We start from the raw sequence: 21,951 nt of genomic DNA, 5'->3' as shown, positions 1-21,951 counted from the left end.
TATGACGGCTCAGGTTAACGGTAACAGCGCAGTGCTGGTTCACTTCACGCTGAAACTGGAAGACGGTTCGACCGCAGAATCTACCCGCAGCAGCGGCAAACCGGCGCTGTTCCGTCTGGGTGACGGCAGCCTCTCGGCACCGCTGGAAGCGGAATTGATTGGCCTGCGTGCGGGCGACAAGTGCGCCTTTACCTTGCAGCCGGAAGCCGCATTCGGTGCAGAGAACCCGGACCTGGTCCAGTACTTCTCACGCCGCGATTTCGCGGAGACCGGGGTACCGGATGTGGGCACCATCATGCTGTTTACCGCCGTCGACGGCAGTGAAATGCCGGGAGTGGTGCGTGAAGTGGCGGAAGATTCGATTACCGTTGACTTCAACCATCCGCTGGCGGGCCATCCGGTAAGCTTCGACATTGAAGTCCTGGAGATTGATCCCGTGCAGGAGGAGACGCATGCAAATATTGCTGGCTAACCCACGTGGCTTCTGCGCCGGGGTTGATCGTGCGATCAGTATCGTAGAGCGCGCACTGGAAATTTACGGTGCGCCTATCTATGTGCGCCACGAAGTGGTGCATAACCGCTATGTGGTGGATAGCCTGCGCGAGCGCGGGGCGGTGTTTATTGAGGAGATCGCTGAAGTGCCGGACGGGTCGATTCTAATCTTCTCGGCGCACGGGGTTTCCCAAGCGGTACGGGCTGAAGCCAAGGCGCGCGATCTGACCATGCTGTTTGACGCGACTTGTCCGCTGGTAACCAAAGTGCATATGGAGGTGGCGCGCGCCAGCCGTCGTGGCACTGAGGCGATCCTGATTGGCCATGCCGGCCACCCGGAGGTGGAAGGCACCATGGGCCAGTACAGCAACCCAAAAGGGGGCATGTATCTGGTTGAGTCGCCGGACGACGTGTGGAAGCTGCAGGTGAAGGATGAGAGCAACCTGTGCTTTATGACGCAAACCACGCTGTCGGTAGATGACACTTCTGACGTGATCGATGCCCTGCGCAAGCGTTTCCCGAGCATCATCGGGCCACGCAAGGACGACATCTGCTATGCCACGACCAACCGCCAGGAAGCGGTGCGTAACCTGGCCGGGGATGCGGACGTGGTGTTGGTGGTGGGCTCGAAGAACTCATCCAACTCCAACCGTCTGGCTGAGTTGGCCCAGCGCGTTGGCAAGCCGGCCTACCTGATCGATTCCGCTGCGGATATTCAGGAAGCCTGGCTGAAGAACGCGACTAACATCGGCGTGACCGCCGGTGCGTCGGCCCCTGACGTGCTGGTACAGGATGTTATCGCCCGTCTGAAAGCCTTGGGCGGCCTTAACGTCCATGAAGTCAGCGGTCGTGAAGAGAATATCGTGTTTGAAGTGCCAAAAGAGCTGCGGGTCGATATCCGTCAGGTTGACTAGGGCACAGTGGTAAATAAATGAACGGGGAGCTTAGGCTCCCCGTTTTGCTTTTGGGGAACGGGGGCTGGGGGAAATATTAGAACGGGAGAGGAATAGGATGTAATTCAAATTTTCTGCTATTTAAAGTCAAATTTGTTCTGACAATTTGAATTAATGAAAAAGGAAGTGCTTATATAGACAGTAATAAAGTTATTAAGACTAATATCATTAGTCTGCAATCTAAATAAAAGCTGGTGTTGGTCAGCAAAGGGCTGAGTGGTTAAATAACTAAATTAATTGTCGTTGCAGACACTGTTTATTTAATTAAGTTCGCAACTGGTTAAAAGAATTTTTCTCTTTTTGCTGCAAATGGATTTTCATATGCTCAAGCAAGCGGCGAACTTTTAAAGGTTGGCTGTCCCGGCGTGGCATAATCGCATAACAATTAATCTCCGGTAATCGCCAATCAGGCAGCACTTCCACCAAATCGCCGTTGTGTAATTCACGCTCAACATTGACAAAGAAATTACGGATGATCCCTTTGCCCGCCAGCGCCAGTTCTTTCATAGCCATACCGTTATTGGTAAATAAACGGCCGGTCATTCTCAGCCGATGTTCGTCACCGTTATGGTGGAGAAGGCGAACAAACTGCGGGTTGCCCAAAGGAGTAAAAGTCACCCATTGATGTCGGGTTAACGCCTGTGGGCTATCAGGAATGCCATGGCCGGCAAGGTAGGCCGGTGAGGCACACAACACTTCGCGAAAGCGCGCCAGGCGGGTGGAAACATAGCTGGAGTCCGCCAGGACGCCGCCGCGGATCGCCAGATCAATGCGCTGGCCTATCAGGTCAATCTTCTCGTCATGGATCTCCAACCTCAGCGTGATGCGCGGGTGATCGTCAAGGAAGCTTTGCAGTGCAGGCACCAAATAGTGAGTGGCGAACTCGGTAGAGGTCGCGACGCGCAATTCACCACTCAGTTCACCACGCAGGGCGGCGATACGTTGTTGTCCCCGCTCGGCGGCATGCAGCATTAAAACGCAGTCTTCATAAAAACAGAGCCCGGCTTCGGTCAGACTCAGTGAACGCGTGGAACGTAGAAGTAATTGAATGCCCAGCTCGTTTTCCAGCAGGCGGATATGCTGGCTGACGGCAGAGGTGGTAATGCCTAATTCTTTAGCTGCCATGCTGAACGCGCCGCAATCGACAACTTTAGAAAAAATGGCCATGCGCTTTAGAATATTACTCATAGTTTGTTAAGTTCAACTTAACCAAGATTGTTAATTATACGGGCTAATAATATAGCACTATCTCTTCTATATTGCCTGAAGCAGATAAATCTCAGTGGTGAGTATTATTCCCTGATGATGCCTCTTTTTTCGAAAAGTCTTATTGCGTTTGTGAATAAGTCACCTGCGCCATGATCTGAACAGGAGTTAATTGTGGACAGTGCCCGTATTGAAAAAATATCGTTAAAGATCCTTCATGAGCTATTGCAATATCGGCGTCGGTTCCCAGGAATGGAAACATCAAATTCCGAGGAAGAGCTGCTCGTTACTCAAGTGCAATTGCCGCGCATCCGGGCGTTCATTGAACAACAACAGCGGATTGAGTTTGTACTGCCTGCCTTTCCAACAAAATCACCCAATACCAATAAGGTAATTGGTGCGGTGCCCGATATGGCGGAACGCCTGTCGCTGATATTCCTTAATTCCCTCTGCCAGCGTATTCAGCTTTATTATCCGCCGGGTGCACATATTGTCATCTGTTCGGATGGTCACGTCTTCGGCGATTTAATCCGCGTCAGCGACGATGCCATCAACCACTATCAGCGCGAAATTGAAACTCTGCTGCATGAGGTTGGGGCCACGCACCTGAGCGTGTTCAACCTGGGGGACGTGGAAGGGCTGGCGGAACATACCGACGACTACGACTTGCTGCGCCAGTTGCTGGTCGACGGTTATGCCGAACCGGAGTCGGCAATCAAACAACAGCTGATGGAAAGCGAGCAAGGACTGCAACTGTACCGCGCCATTACCCGTTTCCTGTATGAAGACAGTCAACTGCCGGGCTACAGCGGCTCGAATGCCGCGCTGCAGAAAGACGCCAAGCTGCGGGCCTGCGGTGTGATCCAACGCAGCTGGGCCTGGGGCAATTTGCTGGCTCAGCATTTCCCGGCGGCGATCCGCTTGTCGATCCACCCGCAGCCTGCGGACAGCCTGAAAATAGGTATTCATATGATGCCGACCAAAGATGATTGGCTCACGCCATGGCACGGCGTCGCGGCCAACGTCAACGGACAGTTCGTGCTGATGAAACGCAAAGACGCTCAGGAGCTAGAGGGCGAACTGGTGGCGATCCGCGGTACGCCAAGCCATTACCTGATTGAACAACCTCAAGTGGTGTAACACGCCACCTTGCGCCCGCTATCTTGGCGAGCGTGTTTTAACGGCACGGTTGCCGTGTGAGCAGCAAATTTGCTTCAAGGAGAGTCACCGATGGACAAGCAACAATTGAACTGCCGTATTGAACTCAATAGCCCCTTTGGCGCTGTATTGACCCCAGAACGCCCAGGGCAATCCATCAGCGAGCTGCCGGTGGCGGCGTTGCGGGCGCTGGCACAGCAGCATCACCTGCTGGTGCTGCGCGGCTTCGATTCCGGTTTTACCGATCCTCGGGTACTGACCCGTTATGCTGGCAATTGGGGCGAGATCATGATGTGGCCCTTCGGCGCGGTGCTGGATGTGAAAGAACATCCAGACGCCAAGGACCATATTTTCGACAGCAGCTATGTGCCGCTGCACTGGGACGGCATGTATAAACCGACCATCCCGGAATTTCAGCTGTTCCACTGCGTAGCCGCGCCCTCGCAGGATGAAGGCGGTTGCACTACCTTTGTCGATACTACGCGCCTGCTGGCCAATGCCGATGAGTCGCAACTGGCACAGTGGCTGACGGTGTCGATCTCATACCGAATCAAGCAGGTGGTGCACTACGGTGGCGAGGTTTGCTCGCCGCTGGTGGTAACGCACCCGAGCGGGAGTGGGCTGATCATGCGCTACAACGAGCCGCCGACAGAGGGGAAGAAATTCCTCAACCAGCATGCGCTGGAATATCACGGGGTGCCGGAAGATCAGCAGGAAGCGTTCCATCAGACTCTGCAACAGCATCTCTACGATCCGCGCCACTATTACGCCCACCAGTGGCAGCAGGGCGATGTGGTGATCGCAGACAACTTCTCGCTGCTGCACGGGCGTGAAGGCTTTACCGCCCGCTCGGCCCGCCATTTGCAACGGGTTCATATACAGAGCAACCCGGTGTGCGCCAATCTGGCGCTGAAACCGGCCAACGCAGAGGCTTAAGAGTTATGGCACGTATACTGATGACCGCCGTGGCAACGCCCGGTCACGTTTACCCAATGCTGGGCATTGCCCGGCACCTGATCGCACAAGGGCACCAGGTTCGGGTGATGACCGGCGCGTTGTTCCGTGAACGTGCGGAGGCGATAGGGGCGAAGTTTGTTGCCTTCGATCCCAAGGTCGATTTCGACTACCGCTATCTCGAGGAACATTTTCCGCAACGAGCTGCACTGCCGCCGGGCAATGAGCAGATGGCGCTGGCGTTGAAAGACTTCTTCGCCGCCCCAATCCCGTTGCTGAATCAACAGCTGCGTACGGTGATCGCCGCCGAGACTACCGATCTGCTGATGGTGGAAAACTGTTTCTATGGGGTATTGCCGCTGCTGCAGGCGGAGGATCGCCCTCCGGTTATCGGTATCGGCGTAACGCCGCTGTCATTCTCGTCTGAAGATTCCATCTTCTACGGGCCGCGCATTCCTCCGGCGCTGTTGCCGCGGGAGCTGCGTCGCGAACAGCTGGTGGATGACGCTACACGTGCCTTGATAGATGAGGTGCAGCAGAGTTTTGATGCCGCGATGACGCAATCCGGTGGCAGGCCGCTGCACCAACCCTTTAGCGATGCTTTGATCGGCGGTTGCGATAGTTTCTTGCAACTGGCGACCCCTGCGCTGGAGTATCAGCGTGACGATTTGCCGGCCAGCGTACGATTTATTGGCCCGTTGCGAAGCGCGTCGGCGCAACCGCCTGCCGATGCTCTTTGGGATGAAGCCGATCAGCGGCCGCTGGTGATTGTCAGCCAGGGCACACTGGCGAATGTCGATCTGCACCAGTTGATTGTTCCGACGCTTAAGGCGCTGGCACAGTTACCGGTACGGGTGCTGGCGACCACCGGTGGTCGTTCGGTCGACGGGCTGTCGGATCTGCTGCCGGACAATGCCAGAGTTCGGGAGTTTATCTCTTTCGAACACTGGCTACCGCGGGCCGCGGTGCTGATCACCAACGGCGGTTACGGTTCGATCAACTACGCGTTGGATCAGGGCGTGCCGTTGATTATCGCCGGTACCGGCGAGGACAAGCTCGAGGCGGCTTCTCGGGTAGTGGCGGCTGGCTGCGGAATTAATCTGCACACCAGCAATCCGGATGAGCCGCAACTGCGTCATGCGGTGCAACAGATCCTGACGCAACCGGCCTATCGACAGCACGCGGCATGGGTTCAGGCCGATTACGCCCGCCATGATGCGCTGGCGGCTATTGCCGAAGAGGTGGCGGCATTAACTGCTTGAGTCGCCTTTATCACGGGGGCTTTTGCCCCCTTTTTTGTATTCCGCTATCTGGCGTCCGTCCTGTTTCCCGTGTTGCCGTGTCCACTGTTCATCATAATCGTAATGCGCTGCCTGCTTGGTTACAGAGAGAACTGACTTAGAAATCGATCGATCGTCTGGTGATCGTCGGCGGTCAGTTGCCAACCGGGGTGGCGGCAGTAATCGGTGGCGATGATATTGCGTCGTTGCAGGATCGTCTTTTCGATCTGAATGATGTATTCGCAGTGGCTCATCCAGCGTTGGATGTAAGGCAACAATGCCTGATGCAGCCCGTTCGCTTGTTCCACTTCGCCGGCCTGCCAATGGCGAAAAATAAGCAGGTAAATCTCGCTGAACGAGCAACCCGGCATCACGCCTTTACCGCCCGCCGCCAGCATCTGCAACATATAAAGCCCGGCATAGCCGTTCAGCACGTTGGCCTGGGGGGCAAGTTGCAGAAATTCTTTGGTGTAATCCACCGGCGGATTGCATTCAATCTTGAACACCGCATGGGGATAACGGGCTGCCACGTCGGCCAATTGCTGCGGGGCGATCGGCAAACCGGTTTCACCCGGCGCGTATTGCACCATCACCGGTATGTCTACGGCCTCCAGAACGGCAAAAATGTGCTGCTGAATCGCCTGTGGACTGGGTTGAAGGAAAAAGGGGGGCAGCAGCATCAAAGCGTCGGCGCCCAGAGCTTGATAATGACGAGCGCGTTTGACGGCGACTTCGCTGCTGTGATCGGTGACCGAGATAGCGCGATACAGCGGGGCTCCTGCCAGTTCGCTGATAAATATCTCCGCCAGGCGTTCACGCTCAGGCTCCTCGAGCTTCGGGAATTCGCTGGCGATGCCAAACAGCGTCATTCCCTGAACGCCGGTTGCTGCCAGATGCTCCAGCAACTGGGTAAAACTCAGCGGGTCGATTTCGCCATTGGCCTTGAACGGCATGGCGACGATAGGGTTGACCCCTGCAATGTCGATAGCTTGGTAACGGCCCATTATTCCTCCTCCCGATCGGCCAGTACGGCACCCTGCGCAGCAGGTAAAGCCCAGCGACGATATAAACGCAGGAAGCCGCGTGGCACTTCTTTGTCCACGGACTGCCAGTTTTGGCGCCGCTGCGCCAACATCGTCTCGCTGACATGCAGCGTCAGGGTACGCGCGGGAATATCGATGGATATATCGTCACCGTCTTGCACCAATGCCAGCTCGCCGCCGTCCACCGCTTCAGGTGAAATATGGCCGACAAACAGCCCGCGGTTGGAGCCGGAGAAACGGCCGTCGGTGATCAGAGCGCAACTGTCAGCCAGGCCCATGCCTTCCAGCGACTTCATCGGTTTATACATTTCCGGCATGCCGGGGCCGCCTTTGGGCCCTTCATAGCGCAGGACCAGGGCGCTACCCGGCCTAATCTGGCCGGACATAATCGCCTCGACGGATTCTTGCTCGCTGTTGAACACCACGGCAGGTCCCCGGAAGCGCATCAAATTTTCCGGCACGGCCGCAGGCTTCACCACGCAGCCGAGAGGCGACAGATTACCGTGCAGTACGGCGACGCCGGCTTCATTGCGGACAGGAATGGCCAGGGTATGGATGACTTCCGGGCGGCGGCTTGGCCGGGTTTTCGCCAGCATTTCCGCTTTGGTTTTGCCGGTGACGGTTAACGCGTTGAGATCGAGCAGTTTGGCAATCTCAAGCTCTACTGCCGGTACGCCACCCGCTTCCCAAAAATCAATCATGTCATGTTCGCTGGCCGGGTAGAGCGAGGCGACCAGCGGTACCTGATGGCTCAGTTCATCGAAGACGGACAGCGGCAGGTGGCCCAGTTCCGCCTCGTAGTGAATGGCTTGCAGATGCAGGATGGCATTGGTGGAGCCGCCGGTTGCCAGCAGGTAGATCACCGCATTGCGAATCGACTCGGTGGTGATGATTTGGCGGGCATTGATGCCGTTCAATACCAGTTCCACCGCGGTGCGTCCGGTTTCGATAGCGCACTCGCGGCGTTCGGCCGACACCGCCGGCAGCGTGCTGCTGCCCGGCAGGCTCATACCCAGCACTTCACCGATGCAGCACATGGTGTTGGCGGTGCCATACATGGTGCAGGAACCCGGGCCGGGTTCGGCAATATTTTCGATATGGGCAAATTCCGCCTCATCGATCTCGCCCCGCATCTTCCAGCCGATGGCCTCGGTGACGATGTTGCCGTCCCAATGTTTGTCTTTATATTCAGCCGGGTACATCGGCCCGCCGTTGACCATGATGGCCGGAATATCCAGCCGTGCCGCGGCCATCAGCATGGCGGGGACAATTTTGTCGCAGGAGCCAAGCAACACCATGCCGTCGAAACGATGGGCACGCATCATCACTTCGATGGAGGCGGTGATCACTTCACGAGCAGCCAGAATGTAGCGCATGCCGAGATGCCCTTCTGCGATGCCGTCACAGGGGGCAATAGTGCCGAACACCATGCCGACCCCGCCGGCTTCTTCAATGCCCTGCAATACCTTGGCCGTCAGTTCGTTCAGGTTGGCGTGGCCGGCGGTCGCGTTGGTATAGCTGTTGACCACGGCGATCACCGGACGGCGCAGTTGTTCGTCGCTGTGCCCCATGGATTTGTATAGTGCACGCTTCAAAGCGCCGTCATCGCCCTCCAGAATAGGGTTGAAATGCGAGCCGCAACCGCCGCTGCCACAGGTTCCACATCCGCTCATCATCAAAATCTCTCAGTGATATTTAAAGGATCCTCAGCGTCAGGCTGAGCAACATCCTGGTAATGCATGCCAGGGGTTTTGCCGGGGGAGACCAGCTTGGCAGGCAGCATGAAAATCAACGGTGCACAGAGCAGCAGGAAGCCCGCCAGAATGTACAGACCGCTGTCGGTTTGTCCGGTTTGATCTTTCAGCCAGCCGAGCACCGTGGGGCCGAAGAAACCCGCGAGGTTGCCGACAGAGTTCACCAGTGCAATACCGGCGGCAGCGGCGGTGCCTGAAAGTAGCGTGCCGGGCAGGCTGATATAGGTGGGGATCAGCGCCAGGGTGCCGGACATCGCTACGCAGATCCACGTCATCATCCAGAAGGTGGAACCGCTGCAGTAGGCGCTCAACGTCAGGCCGATACAGCCAATGACCGCCGGAATGGCGATATGCCAGCGACGCTCCTGTTTCAGATCGGAATGGCGGCTGTTCCATATCATAAATACCGCGCCAAACACGTAGGGCAGGGCTGCCAGCAGGCCGATTTGGAGATCGTCGCTGATGCCCGAAGTCTTGATGATGGAAGGCAGCCAGAAGCTGACGCCGTAATATCCGACGTTGAAACTGAAGAAAATCAGCGCCAGCAACCAGACATAGCGGTTAGCCAACATCTCTTTCAGACTGTGGGACGCTTTGCCGTTTGCCGCCCGATCGCGGTTGGCGCGATCTTTGGCCAGATCGGTTTGAACGATCTTTTTCTCTTCGACGGTGAGCCATTTGGCTTCGTCCACGTTGTTATCCAGGTAACGCAGTACCACAAAGGCCAGTACGAAAGAGGGAATGGCCTCGACCAGGAACAGCCACTGCCAGTTATGTAAACCGCCGACATTTTCGAACAGTTTGAGGATCAGCCCTGAGAGCGGGCTGCCGATAATTACCGACAGCGGCGTAACCAGAATAAACAACCCCAGCGTGCGGGCGGAACGCCATGAAGGGAACCACAGCGTTAAATAGAACACGATGCCGGGGAAGAAGCCGGCTTCGGCCACGCCAAGCAGGAAACGCAATACATAGAAGGTGGTTGGCGTGGTAACAAACATCATGGCCGCGGACAGGATCGCCCAGGTAGCCATGATGCGGGCAATCCAAAAACGCGGCCCGAAGCGTTGCATCAGCAGATTGCTTGGCAGCTCGAAAATAAAATAGCCGATGAAGAATATGCCGGCGCCCAGGCCATAAACGGTATCGCTGAAGCTCAGGGCATCCTGCATATGCAGCTTGGCGAACCCGACGTTAACGCGGTCCAGATAGGCGAAGAAATAGCACAAAATCAGGAAAGGGATCAGGCGGCGGGTAATTTTTCCGTACACCCGCGTTTCAGCGGCCTGTTCCGTCGTAGGGGTTTCCGTGGTCAGCTTCATGATGGTTTCCTTTGATTTATTTTTATTAGCCGGGTGATGCCGGCGTATTCAAGGAGCAATCGGCAGCTTTGGGCTGCGGCAGTAAGGTACGGAGGCGTTAATGGTTACTCTACGGATTGACGATACGCGGCCTGATAAGCCAGGGCCCGTTGGCGCAACGCCGCCAGGCTGATGCCGGGTTGATAGAGCCCGCCACCCAACCCAAATCCGTTGCTGCCGGCCTGGATATAGGCACGCATCTGCATGGGGTCCGGCTGAATGCCGCCAACCGGCAAGCAAACCAGCCTTTGCGGAAGCACGGCACGCAGCGCCTTGATGACGGCGGGAGTGATGTTTTCTGCGGGAAAAAATTTTAACCCGCTGGCCCCGGCGGCGAGGGCAGCAAAGGCTTCGGAAGGCGTCGCCACGCCGGGCAAACCGATCAGATTCAGGTAACGGGAATGGCCGATCACGGCGGCGTCGGCATTGGGAGAAATAATCAGCTGCCCTCCGGCTTTGGCTACCTCTTCAACCTGCTGAACGTTCAGTACGGTGCCGGCACCGACAAAACCCCTATCACCAACGGTATTCCTGATCGAGCGGATAGAGTCGTACGGGCTGGGGCTGTTAAGCGGCACTTCCAGATAGCGGAAGCCGCAGTCCAGCAGAGTTTCGGCGACCGGCTCCGCCTCCGCTGGCGTGATACCACGTAAAATGGCTACCAGCGGGAGGGGCTGCTGCTGCCACTGTTGGAAGAAAATCTCTGGGCTCATTGGGCGGTTCCTTGCAGTAGGGGATACAGTTGACTTAATCCGTTGATAAAGCAGCTATCGCCATCCGCGGCGCGCAATGACAGGCCCAACGGCTCCGCCGCCATTTGGTAGCGTGCAATCAGCGACGGGCTGGCGACTACCCAGATAGACTGGTGCGTGGGCAGCGCATGAAGCTCATAGCCGATCAACAGGCCGGAAAGGTAGCTGTGTATATTCGCCGCGGCTATTTCACCGCTCAGGCGGCGGGTACGTGCCGAAAAAATCAGATGGCTGAAGGGGGCGCCGGTGCGTGCGGTATTGGCCCCGAGCATGAACGCCTGCGCGTCTTCCTGTTGTTCCGGCAGGGCGTTGCCCAAAATGGAGTGTCGGCTGAGCAGCGAGAAGAGTTCGCCGGTCATAAAGGTGGAGAAGCGGCCGATTTCCCTATGATTCAACTGAACGTGCTTGCTGTGGGTGCCGGGCAGGATAGCCAGGCATTGCGCGGCCGGATGCAGCCTGGGCAAACCGAGCAACTGCACCTCTTCCCCTCGCATGACTTCGGGTTGTTGAGCCAGACCCTGGCCCCGAACGCCGGGAATGATCCACGCCGGACTTCCCCAGTCGGTGGTGAATGCCATGGCCCCGGCCGCCAAACTTTTCAGACCGCACGGCTGGGGTAGATAGGCGACCTCATGCCACCCCTGCTGCGAACCCACCATGCCGGCCATGACCACCGGCAGAGCCCCCTGGTCGGCTAGCCAGGGCTGTAATAAGGTTTTCAGGGTGTCGGCAAACCGGTTTTTTTCTACGGCCAGTAACCCGCAGGGGCGGCTGAGGGTACTCAGGCATTGCTCCCCACGCATTAAAAAAGCGCGAAAGTTAGTGGTGCCCCAGTCGATAGCAATCCAGTTGTTATTCATCCAAGTAATACAAATCATGCAATCTTGTCATACAAGAATGCTAGAGCGAAAATTGCTCAGGATCTGTGAGGACGATCGAAATTACAGCAAAGAGGGATTTTTAGAGGATGTGGGCGAACATTTCCGGTTGCTGATGCCAGTGACTCTTTTTGGCTGCGTTAAGCAGAATGACTCGCATACGCTGACGCGCAGTTTCCACCTGCTTGAAGCGAATGGCCTCCAGCAATTGTTGGTGTTCTTCTACCGCACTTTTGGTCAGCCGGATATCTTCTTCCAGCGTTTGCTGAAAAGAGAGCGCCATGGCGGCGGAAAGGGCACTGCCCAGGGAATGCAAAAAAGGATTATGGCTGGCGCCCAGCAACGCGAGATGAAACGCCATATCGCCCTGCTCGAAGAGTTGGCGGCTGGCTTGCTGCTGCCCTTGCGACATCAGATTGCAGGCGTCTTCCAGCGCAGCCAGGTCATGACCGGTGGCGTTAACGGCCGCTAATGCTGCGATATTCGGTTCAAAGATCAGACGGGTAACCATCAATTGTTCGACCAGTTGCTGGTCGAGACTGCCTTCCGCCAACCAGCTCAGTACGTCAGGATCCAAAAAACTCCATTGTTCGCGGGCATTGACGGTGCTGCGCTTCTTGGCCTGAATGGAAACCAACCCCTTCGCCGCCAGCACCTGCAACGCGTTACGAACCGAAGTGCGTGAAACCGAATACTGCAAGGCCAATTCATTCTCGCCCGGCAGCGACAACCCAGGCGGCAGATCGCCACTGATGATGCGGCGGGCCAAATCTTGCGTCAGGGTTTCAGATATGGTGGTTTGCGCGGTTTTCATCCGTGTTTCTCAGGTAATTAAAGCGGCTGTTGCGCCCTATACTAAGCTAAGCGGCGTGCTGGTGGTACCAGTGCCGGTTTGAATGAAGAAAACGAGCGTTTTATCATGCAAATTTCACCGGTTCAAATTGCATGTTTATGTACAATCGTCAATGGGCGTTGATCGGCCGGATTGTTAACCCGTTGACAGCATTACTGATGAAAAGCGGGGGATATCATAATTTTCTAATTATGAAATGAATCCTCTGGCGATGATAAGGTGGGGCAGTTAACCTGAACCGATAGCCTAATGAGATAGGCGTTAAATCAACAAGAGAGCAAGCATGACTGATTCACCCATCCGCATTGCGATTGCGGGTTCCGGCGGCCGTATGGGCCGCCAATTGATCCAGGCCGTACATCAGGCGCAGGGCGTGGTTTTGGGTGCGGCAGTATCGCGTCCTGGCTCAAGCCTGATTGGCACCGACGCCGGTGAACTGGCGGGCATTGGTGCGCTGGGCGTAACCGTCAGCGACAGCCTGGAAAAAGTGGCCGACGATTTCGATATTCTGATCGACTTCACCCGTCCGGAAAGCACCCTGGCGTACCTGGCTTTCTGCGTCGAGCACAAAAAAGCCGTGGTGATAGGTACTACCGGTTTCGATGATGCGGGCAAAGAGGCCATCCGCGCCGCGGCTGAGCAGATTGGCATCGTCTTCGCCGCCAACTTCAGCGTCGGCGTGAACCTGGTGTTAAAACTGCTGGAAAAAGCCGCGCAGGTGATGGGCGACTATACCGATATTGAGATTGTTGAAGCGCATCATCGTCATAAGGTCGACGCCCCTTCGGGCACGGCTCTGGCGATGGGCGAGGCGATTGCCGGTGCGCTGGGGCGCGATCTGAAAGAGTGCGCGGTGTATGCGCGTGAAGGTCATACAGGTGAACGCGATCCGAAGAGCATTGGCTTTGCCACTATTCGCGCCGGCGATATCGTCGGTGAGCACACCGCCATGTTCGCCGACATCGGTGAGCGGGTAGAAATCACCCATAAGGCCTCCAGTCGCATGACTTTTGCCAGTGGTGCAGTTAAGGCTGCGATATGGCTTAAAGGCCATGATAAAGGTCTGTTTGATATGCGTGACGTGCTCAATTTAGACCAGTTGTAATTGATTTGTATGCCATCGTGATGTGGCTGTATTAATCATAATGCTATGATTAACGGACAATAATTTTATTGTCCTTTTTTTTAACATGATAAATAGGTGTTTTAAGTTGTTTTTGTTAGTTTTTCTTTGTTTTAGGTAGTTAACTTTTATTTTGTGGTGCTTTTGTCCCTTCTGACGTATCCCTCGCTCGTAAAAATGCCTGCAGAATGGTGATTTTCTGTCTTTAGCGCTCGCAACCGTTTACTCACCCGAGTTTAGACGTGTTTTTATGGCTACTAACCTCATTAAACGCCGAGAAGTGCAAAAATAAGAGAAAAAATGGCGCTTTGGGTAGACAAGCGGAGCACTCATCATTAAAATGCGCCCAATTTGCCAAAAATTGACCTTGAGGGCGGTTTTTGCATTGATTTAGATCTCGATATCTGAATTAATATGCAAATATTGTGATTGATTATTCCTTGGAGGGTGTTTTGATTAAGTCAGCGCTATTGGTTCTCGAAGACGGAACCCAATTCCACGGTCGGGCCATCGGGGCAGAGGGTACGGCAGTGGGGGAAGTGGTCTTCAATACGTCGATGACCGGTTATCAAGAAATCCTCACTGATCCTTCCTACTCCCGCCAGATCGTTACTCTTACTTATCCTCATATCGGCAATGTCGGCACCAATGCTTCCGACGAAGAATCCTCCGCTGTACACGCCCAAGGCCTCGTCATTCGCGACCTCCCACTGATTGCCAGCAACTACCGCAACGAAGAAGGCCTGTCTGACTACCTGAAGCGTCACAACATCGTGGCGATTGCCGATATCGATACCCGCAAGCTGACCCGTCTGCTGCGCGAGAAAGGGGCACAGAACGGCTGCATCATCGCCGCCGACACGCCGGATGCCGCCTTGGCGTTAGCGAAGGCCAAAGCCTTCCCGGGTTTGAAAGGCATGGATCTGGCGAAAGAAGTCACCACCCAGGAAGCCTACAGCTGGCAGCAGGGCAGTTGGACGCTTGAAGGCGAACTGCCGGAAGCCAAACCGGCCTCTGAGCTGCCGTTCCACGTGGTGGCCTATGACTTCGGCGCCAAGCGCAATATTCTGCGTATGCTGGTGGATCGCGGCTGCCGCCTGACAGTGGTGCCGGCGCAGACCCCGGCGGATGAAGTCTTGAAAATGAATCCGGACGGTATTTTCCTGTCCAACGGCCCGGGTGACCCGGAGCCATGCGATTACGCCATCGCCGCCATCAAGCAGTTCCTGGCAACCGACATTCCGGTGTTTGGCATCTGCCTCGGCCACCAGTTGCTGGCTTTGGCCAGCGGCGCGAAAACCGTGAAGATGAAGCTAGGTCACCACGGTGGTAACCACCCGGTAAAAGATCTGGATAACGACTGCGTCATGATCACCGCGCAGAACCATGGTTTTGCGGTAGACGAAAACAATCTGCCGGCCGAACTGCGCGTCACGCACAAATCCTTGTTTGACCACACGGTGCAGGGCATCCACCGCACCGATAAAGCAGCGTTCAGCTTCCAGGGCCACCCTGAAGCCAGCCCGGGCCCACACGACGCCGCGCCGCTGTTCGATCACTTTATCGAACTGATCGAGACTTACCGTTCTAACGCCAAATAATCAGGAGCAGTAAAAAATGCCAAAACGTACAGACATAAAAAGCATCCTGATCCTCGGCGCTGGCCCGATTGTTATCGGCCAGGCGTGTGAGTTCGACTACTCGGGTGCCCAGGCGTGTAAAGCGCTGCGCGAAGAGGGTTACCGCGTCATTCTGGTCAACTCCAACCCGGCCACCATCATGACCGACCCGGAAATGGCGGATGCGACCTACATCGAGCCAATCCACTGGGAAGTGGTGCGCAAAATCATCGAAAAAGAGCGTCCGGATGCCGTGCTGCCGACCATGGGCGGCCAGACCGCACTGAACTGCGCGCTGGAGCTGGAACGTCAGGGCGTGCTGGCCGAGTTCGGCGTGACCATGATTGGCGCTACCGCTGACGCGATCGACAAAGCGGAAGACCGTCGTCGCTTCGACGTGGCGATGAAAAAAATCGGCCTGGACACCGCGCGCTCCGGCATTGCGCACAATATGGAAGAAGCGCTGGCGGTGGCCGCTGACGTCGGTTTCCCGTGCATCATCCGCCCTTCCTTTACCATGGGCGGCACCGGTGGCGGCATCGCTTACAACCGCGAAGAGTTCGAAGAGATCTGTGAGCGTGGTCTGGACCTGTCTCCAACCAAAGAGCTGCTGATTGACGAGTCGCTGATCGGCTGGAAAGAGTACGAGATGGAGGTGGTGCGCGATAAGAACGATAACTGCATCATCGTCTGTTCGATCGAAAACTTCGATGCCATGGGGATCCATACCGGCGACTCCATCACCGTAGCACCGGCGCAAACCCTGACCGACAAAGAATACCAAATCATGCGTAACGCCTCGATGGCGGTACTGCGTGAAATCGGCGTGGAAACCGGCGGTTCCAACGTGCAGTTCTCGGTCAACCCGAAAACCGGCCGTTTGATCGTCATCGAAATGAACCCGCGCGTATCCCGCTCTTCGGCGCTGGCGTCAAAAGCCACCGGCTTCCCGATTGCCAAAATCGCCGCCAAGCTGGCGGTGGGTTATACCCTCGACGAGCTGATGAACGACATTACCGGTGGCCGTACGCCGGCTTCGTTTGAACCGTCCATCGACTACGTCGTGACCAAGATCCCTCGTTTTAACTTCGAGAAATTTGCCGGTGCCAACGACCGTCTGACCACCCAGATGAAATCCGTCGGCGAAGTGATGGCAATTGGCCGCACCCAACAAGAGTCGCTGCAGAAAGCGTTGCGCGGGCTGGAAGTGGGCGCCACCGGTTTTGACCCTAAAGTGAGCCTGGATGATCCGGAAGCGCTGACCAAAATCCGTCGCGAGCTGAAAGACGCTGGTTCTGACCGCATCTGGTACATCGCTGACGCCTTCCGCGCCGGCCTGTCCGTTGACGGCGTCTTCAACCTGACCAATGTTGACCGCTGGTTCCTGGTGCAGATTGAAGAGCTGGTGCGTCTGGAAGAGCAGGTTGCCGGTACCGGCATCAACGGCCTGACGAAAGAGTTCCTGCGCACCCTGAAGCGCAAAGGCTTCGCCGATGCGCGTCTGGCCACCTTGGCCGGCGTCGCAGAAAGCGAAATCCGCAAGCTGCGTCACGGCTATGGCCTGCACCCGGTTTACAAGCGTGTGGACACCTGCGCGGCGGAATTCGCCACCGACACCGCTTACATGTACTCCACCTATGAAGAAGAGTGCGAGTCCAACCCGACCAACGACCGTCCGAAAGTGATGGTGCTGGGCGGCGGGCCAAACCGTATCGGCCAGGGTATCGAATTCGATTACTGCTGCGTGCATGCCTCGCTGGCACTGCGCGAAGACGGTTACGAGACCATCATGGTCAACTGTAACCCAGAAACCGTGTCTACCGACTACGACACCTCCGACCGTCTGTACTTCGAGCCGGTAACGCTGGAAGACGTGCTGGAAATCGTGCGCATCGAGAAGCCGAAAGGCGTGATCGTGCAATACGGTGGCCAGACGCCGCTGAAATTGGCGCGTGAACTGGAAGCCGCAGGTGTCCCTATTATCGGCACCAGCCCGGACGCGATTGACCGCGCCGAAGACCGTGAGCGTTTCCAGCAGGCGGTACACCGTCTGGGCCTGAAACAGCCGGCCAACGCCACCGTGGCAACCATTGAGCAGGCGGTAGAGAAAGCGGCCGGAATCGGTTATCCGCTGGTGGTACGTCCTTCCTATGTGCTGGGCGGTCGGGCGATGGAGATCGTTTACGACGAAATTGACCTGCGCCGTTACTTCCAAAACGCAGTCAGCGTTTCCAACGACGCCCCGGTGCTGCTGGATCGCTTCCTGGATGACGCGGTAGAAGTCGACGTCGACGCCATCTGCGACGGCGAGCGGGTGCTGATTGGCGGCATCATGGAACACATTGAACAGGCGGGCGTGCACTCCGGTGACTCGGCTTGTTCACTGCCGGCCTACACCCTGAGCAAGGAAATTCAGGACGTGATGCGCCAGCAGGTTGAGAAACTGGCGTTTGAACTGCAGGTGCGCGGCTTGATGAACGTGCAGTTCGCCGTGAAGAACAATGAAGTTTACCTGATTGAAGTCAACCCACGTGCCGCGCGTACCGTGCCGTTTGTTTCCAAGGCTACCGGCGTGCCGTTGGCCAAAGTGGCCGCGCGCGTGATGGCAGGCAAAACCCTGGCTGAGCAGGGCGTGACGGAAGAAGTCATCCCGCCTTACTACTCGGTAAAAGAAGTGGTGCTGCCGTTCAACAAGTTCCCAGGCGTCGACCCGATTTTAGGGCCGGAAATGCGCTCTACCGGGGAAGTGATGGGCGTGGGCCGTACCTTCGCCGAGGCCTTCTCCAAGGCGATGCTCGGCAGCCAGTCAGGCATGAAAAAACAGGGCCGTGCGTTGCTGTCGGTGCGTGAGGGCGATAAGGCCCGGGTGGTGGATCTGGCGGCAAGCCTGCTGAAACAGGGCTTCGAGCTGGATGCCACTCACGGTACTGCCGTGGTGCTGGGCGAGGCGGGGATTAACCCACGCCTGGTCAACAAGGTGCATGAAGGCCGTCCGCACATTCAGGACCGTATCAAGAATGGCGAGTACACCTACATCGTCAACACCACCGCCGGTCGCCAGGCGATTGAGGACTCCAAGCTGATCCGTCGTAGCGCATTGCAGTACAAGGTGCATTACGATACGACCCTGAACGGCGGCTTTGCCACCGCGATGGCGCTAAAAGCGGATCCGACCGAACAGGTGACATCGGTGCAGGAGTTGCATGCGCGTATCACCAAGTAATTCGATGATGCCGTAAGCTCCAGGGCGCTGCTATTGCAGCGCCCTTATTTTTTAACTTGTTCAGTGAATTTGTTGTCGTGAATTAGAAATTTCCGCTATCAATCATTCAGCAAACTGTCACCCTGTGCGATTGGTATATGCTTGATGTATTGGCATGGAACGAAGGAACGACGACAACAATGATTCTGATTATTTACGCCCATCCCTATCCCCGGCATTCGCATGCCAATCACCGCCTGCTACAGGCCGTGAAGGATATTCCCGAGGTGGAGGTGCGCTCGCTGTATGAGCTGTATCCCGACTTCAACATCGATATCAACGCTGAACAGCGGGCACTGGAGCGCGCCGATCTGGTGGTGCTGCAACATCCGATGCAATGGTACAGCCAACCGCCGCTGCTGAAATTGTGGATCGATAAGGTGCTGGAGCACGGCTGGGCCTATGGCCATGAAGGTAATGCCCTGGTGGGCAAGGATGTGCTGTGGGCAGTGACCAGCGGTGGCGATGAACACCATTTCGAGCTGGGCGATTACCCCAACTTCGCTGCTCTGGGGCAGCCGCTGCAGGCGACAGCGCTGTATTGCGGTATGCATTGGCAACCGTATTTTGCCGTGCATAACACCTTTACCTGCAATGAACCGGCGCTGATTGCCGCTGGGGAAGCCTACCGCCGGCGGCTGGTAGCCTATCTGATGGAACACAGCGAGCCCGCCGAACAGGGAGTTGAGCATGGATAATCACCAGATGATGATTGAGGGGCTGATCTATTTGGGATCGGCCGCGTTGTTTGTGCCGATTGCGGTGCGGCTCGGGCTGGGCTCGGTATTGGGCTACCTGATTGCCGGCTGCATTATTGGTCCCTGGGGGCTGAAGCTGGTTTCCGATGCGGAGTCGATCCTCACCTTTGCCGAGATTGGCGTGGTGCTGATGCTGTTTATCATCGGCCTGGAGTTGGATCCAAAACGGCTGTGGACGCTACGCGCCTCGGTGTTTGGCGGCGGTATTATTCAGATGGCGGCATGTGGACTGGCACTGAGCGCCTTTTGCTATTTCCTCGGGTTGAACTGGAAGGTGGCGCTGCTGATTGGCCTGACGCTGGCATTGTCATCCACCGCCATCGCCATGCAGGCGATGAGCGAGCGAAACCTGACGCCGTCGCCGATTGGCCGCAGTGCGTTTGCGGCACTGCTGTTCCAGGATATCGCGGCGATCCCCCTGGTGGCGATGATCCCGCTGCTGGCCAGCAGCGGTGCCACTACTACGTTAGCGGCGTTTTCCCTTTCAGCGGCCAAAGTGGTGGGTGCGCTGGCAATAGTGGTACTGCTGGGGCGCTATGTGACCCGGCCGCTGCTGCATTTTGTCGCGCGATCGGGCATGCGTGAGGTTTTCAGCGCCGTGGCGCTGTTCCTGGTGTTCGGCTTTGGCATTCTGCTGGAAATGGCCGGGCTGTCGATGGCGATGGGCGCCTTCCTCGCCGGGGTACTGCTGGCGAGCTCTGAATACCGCCATGCGCTGGAAAGCGATATTCAGCCGTTCAAGGGGCTGCTGCTCGGGCTGTTCTTTATCGGCGTTGGCATGTCGATCGACTTCGGTACCTTGTTCCATCACCCGCTGCTGATCGCCTCACTGCTGCTGGGCTTTATGCTGATCAAGGCGGCGCTGTTGTGGCTGATTGGCCCCTGGCTTGGGGTACCGAAGCGTCAACGCGGCATGTTCGCGATCCTGCTGGGTCAGGGCAGTGAGTTTGCCTTCGTGATCTTCGGCGCCGCTCAACTGGCCGGAGTATTGCCGCCAGACTGGGCCAAATCATTGACGCTGGCGGTTGCCCTGTCGATGGCGGCGACGCCGCTGCTATTGGTGGTGGCAACACGGCTCGAGAAAAATACGCCGAAAGACGAACGCCCGGCGGATGTGATTGATGAAGATAATGCCAGCGTGATCATCGCCGGGTTTGGTCGCTTCGGTCAGATAGCCGGCCGTTTACTGCTGGCCAACGGCGTACATACCGTGGTGTTGGATCACGATCCTGACCATATTGAAACGCTGCGTAAGTTCGATACCAAAGTGTTTTATGGTGATGCCACCCGCGCCGATCTGCTGGAGGCCGCTGGTGCCGAGCACGCCAAGGTGTTGATCAACGCCATCGACGACGTGGAGGCTAACCTGCAACTGACCGAGTTGGCCAAACGGCACTTCCCGCACTTGAAAGTGGTTGCGCGTGCGCGTGATGTCGATCACTGGTATCAGCTGCGTCAGTTAGGCGTGGAAAAGCCGGAGCGTGAAACCTTTGAAAGTTCGTTGCGCATTGGTCGTGAGACGCTGGAGTTGCTGGGGCTGGACGCCTACGAGGCGCGGGAAAAAGCGGATACTTTCCGCCGCTATAACCTGAAAATGCTGGAGGATACGCTGGATAATTATCAGGATACCGAATTCCGCGTTGCCAGCCTGCAGCGGGCGAAAGAAATGCTCAGTGCCGCCATCGAACAGGAGCAGGATCGGTTGGCGCGGGTACCGCAGAGTGGGTGGCGTGGCAGTATTGATGGCAAAGCGCCGGAAGATGAAGTGGTGGAAGCCAAGGGATAAGCCTAATGGGCGCAGCCGCCGGGCTGCGCCCACGATGGCGCGAATTAACTCAGCGCCACCTTGATACCCAGAGCAATCAGCATCCCGCCCAGCAGCTTATCCACCACCTTTTGCGTTTTCTCCAGGCCACGACGCACCGGTCCGCTTTGGATCAGGAACACCAGAACCGGCCACCAGAGTGCAGACAGACCAAGGATAATCCCCGCATACCACAGTTTCTCGCCCAGCCCGGAGTTGATCTGCAGCACCTGAGTGAACACCGCCAGGAAGAACAGCGTAGCTTTCGGGTTAAGCAGGTTACACAGATAGCCCTGTACGAAGGCGCTTTTCAGGCTTGTTTGCTGCTGCGGCAGATTACTGACGTTCATCTTGCTGCCGCTGCGCGACAGCAGCGCCTGAATGCCGACCCAAATCAGGTAGACGGCACCGGCGTATTTCAGCACGTTGAACAGCCATGGCGTGGTGGTGATCACTACCGCCAGCCCGGCGACGCAGTAAGACATGTGAGTGGCGACGCCGCAGATCACGCCGAAAGCCGTCATCATCGCGGCCAGACGCGGATAGCGGGCGGCGTTCTTGATCACCAGGAAAAAATCCGGGCCGGGTGACAGCATACCCAGGGTGGCGATGCCGGCGACGAACAGCGAAGTTTCAAGCATGATTTGACTCTCTGCACAAAAGGCGTAATGGAGGCGATAATAACGCCACGTCCCCTGATA

The 21,951-nt window shown here is 56.7% G+C and carries 18 protein-coding genes; 10 read left to right on the top strand and 8 right to left on the bottom strand.

Features of this window, described 5'->3' with window-relative positions; genetic code table 11:
- Position 1: 1 nt before the first annotated feature.
- Entirely contained in the window at positions 2-472 is a 471-nt protein-coding gene (gene fkpB / locus H5P17_RS00245) for an FKBP-type peptidyl-prolyl cis-trans isomerase (RefSeq protein WP_044554124.1), read from the top strand.
- Positions 453-1,406, top strand: coding sequence for a 4-hydroxy-3-methylbut-2-enyl diphosphate reductase (gene ispH / locus H5P17_RS00240; RefSeq protein WP_044554125.1), 954 nt, complete (start codon positions 453-455; stop codon positions 1,404-1,406). Before fkpB ends, ispH begins: the two co-directional genes overlap by 20 nt.
- A 303-nt stretch (positions 1,407-1,709) precedes the next feature.
- Here ispH and H5P17_RS00235 read toward each other — a convergent pair whose 3' ends face one another.
- On the bottom strand, positions 1,710-2,612 hold the full coding sequence (locus tag H5P17_RS00235; protein ID WP_255477847.1) for a LysR family transcriptional regulator: 903 nt from the start codon (positions 2,610-2,612) through the stop codon (positions 1,710-1,712).
- A gap of 213 nt (positions 2,613-2,825) precedes the next feature.
- On the opposite strand from H5P17_RS00235, the gene pvcA reads away from it, so the two are divergent.
- From pvcA to H5P17_RS00220, 3 genes are all read left to right on the top strand, one after another.
- Positions 2,826-3,791 carry an L-tyrosine isonitrile synthase gene (gene pvcA, locus H5P17_RS00230; protein WP_182820682.1) on the top strand — a complete coding sequence of 322 codons (966 nt, stop codon included), beginning with the start codon at positions 2,826-2,828 and terminating at the stop codon, positions 3,789-3,791.
- Between the two features lie 90 nt (positions 3,792-3,881).
- On the top strand, positions 3,882-4,745 hold the full coding sequence (locus H5P17_RS00225) for a TauD/TfdA family dioxygenase (RefSeq protein ID WP_044554128.1): 864 nt from the start codon (positions 3,882-3,884) through the stop codon (positions 4,743-4,745).
- Between the two features lie 20 nt (positions 4,746-4,765).
- Positions 4,766-6,025 (top strand): glycosyltransferase, encoded by a 1,260-nt coding sequence (locus H5P17_RS00220; protein WP_182820992.1) that lies wholly within the window; start codon positions 4,766-4,768, stop codon positions 6,023-6,025.
- A 119-nt stretch (positions 6,026-6,144) separates the two neighbouring features.
- Here H5P17_RS00220 and H5P17_RS00215 read toward each other — a convergent pair whose 3' ends face one another.
- The 6 genes from H5P17_RS00215 to H5P17_RS00190 all read right to left on the bottom strand — a co-directional run bounded on the left by H5P17_RS00215 (position 6,145) and on the right by H5P17_RS00190 (position 12,645).
- Positions 6,145-7,047 carry a dihydrodipicolinate synthase family protein gene (locus H5P17_RS00215; protein WP_182820680.1) on the bottom strand — a complete coding sequence of 301 codons (903 nt, stop codon included), beginning with the start codon at positions 7,045-7,047 and terminating at the stop codon, positions 6,145-6,147.
- Positions 7,047-8,759 carry a dihydroxy-acid dehydratase gene (gene ilvD, locus H5P17_RS00210; RefSeq protein ID WP_182820990.1) on the bottom strand — a complete coding sequence of 571 codons (1,713 nt, stop codon included), beginning with the start codon at positions 8,757-8,759 and terminating at the stop codon, positions 7,047-7,049. The genes H5P17_RS00215 and ilvD overlap by 1 nt, the downstream gene beginning before the upstream one ends.
- Positions 8,760-8,761: 2 nt before the next feature.
- On the bottom strand, positions 8,762-10,162 hold the full coding sequence (locus tag H5P17_RS00205) for an MFS transporter (protein WP_182820678.1): 1,401 nt from the start codon (positions 10,160-10,162) through the stop codon (positions 8,762-8,764).
- A 104-nt stretch (positions 10,163-10,266) separates the two neighbouring features.
- A complete protein-coding gene (locus tag H5P17_RS00200; protein WP_182820676.1) occupies positions 10,267-10,914 on the bottom strand; it encodes a 2-dehydro-3-deoxy-6-phosphogalactonate aldolase in 648 nt (215 codons plus the stop codon).
- Complete coding sequence (locus tag H5P17_RS00195; RefSeq protein WP_255477839.1) at positions 10,911-11,831, bottom strand: 2-dehydro-3-deoxygalactonokinase; 921 nt, start codon at positions 11,829-11,831, stop codon at positions 10,911-10,913. Before H5P17_RS00195 ends, H5P17_RS00200 begins: the two co-directional genes overlap by 4 nt.
- Positions 11,832-11,913: 82 nt before the next feature.
- Complete coding sequence (locus tag H5P17_RS00190) at positions 11,914-12,645, bottom strand: FadR/GntR family transcriptional regulator (RefSeq protein ID WP_044554136.1); 732 nt, start codon at positions 12,643-12,645, stop codon at positions 11,914-11,916.
- Between the two features lie 322 nt (positions 12,646-12,967).
- Between H5P17_RS00190 and dapB the strand changes: the two genes are divergently transcribed.
- The 5 genes from dapB (at position 12,968) to kefC (ending at position 21,232) form a co-directional block, all read left to right on the top strand.
- Positions 12,968-13,789: a 4-hydroxy-tetrahydrodipicolinate reductase gene (gene dapB, locus H5P17_RS00185; protein WP_182820674.1), complete on the top strand. Its 822-nt coding sequence runs from the start codon at positions 12,968-12,970 to the stop codon at positions 13,787-13,789.
- A 470-nt stretch (positions 13,790-14,259) separates the two neighbouring features.
- Complete coding sequence (carA, locus tag H5P17_RS00180; RefSeq protein WP_182820672.1) at positions 14,260-15,408, top strand: glutamine-hydrolyzing carbamoyl-phosphate synthase small subunit; 1,149 nt, start codon at positions 14,260-14,262, stop codon at positions 15,406-15,408.
- A 16-nt stretch (positions 15,409-15,424) separates the two neighbouring features.
- Positions 15,425-18,649 carry a carbamoyl-phosphate synthase large subunit gene (gene carB, locus H5P17_RS00175; RefSeq protein WP_020825167.1) on the top strand — a complete coding sequence of 1,075 codons (3,225 nt, stop codon included), beginning with the start codon at positions 15,425-15,427 and terminating at the stop codon, positions 18,647-18,649.
- A 179-nt stretch (positions 18,650-18,828) separates the two neighbouring features.
- Positions 18,829-19,386, top strand: a complete 558-nt coding sequence (kefF, locus tag H5P17_RS00170) for a glutathione-regulated potassium-efflux system oxidoreductase KefF (RefSeq protein WP_044554140.1) — start codon at positions 18,829-18,831, stop codon at positions 19,384-19,386.
- Positions 19,379-21,232 carry a glutathione-regulated potassium-efflux system protein KefC gene (gene kefC / locus H5P17_RS00165; protein WP_182820664.1) on the top strand — a complete coding sequence of 618 codons (1,854 nt, stop codon included), beginning with the start codon at positions 19,379-19,381 and terminating at the stop codon, positions 21,230-21,232. The genes kefF and kefC overlap by 8 nt, the downstream gene beginning before the upstream one ends.
- Positions 21,233-21,276: 44 nt before the next feature.
- On the opposite strand, the gene H5P17_RS00160 is transcribed toward kefC, so the two are convergent.
- Positions 21,277-21,891, bottom strand: coding sequence for a LysE family translocator (locus H5P17_RS00160; protein ID WP_044554142.1), 615 nt, complete (start codon positions 21,889-21,891; stop codon positions 21,277-21,279).
- Positions 21,892-21,951: the final 60 nt, after the last annotated feature.

The organism is Serratia sp. OS31, from assembly GCF_014164835.1.
Classification (GTDB): Bacteria; Pseudomonadota; Gammaproteobacteria; order Enterobacterales; family Enterobacteriaceae; genus Serratia; species Serratia liquefaciens_A.
Note: the sequence above shows the minus strand (reverse complement) of the source record. Positions and strands in the feature narration are given on the sequence as shown.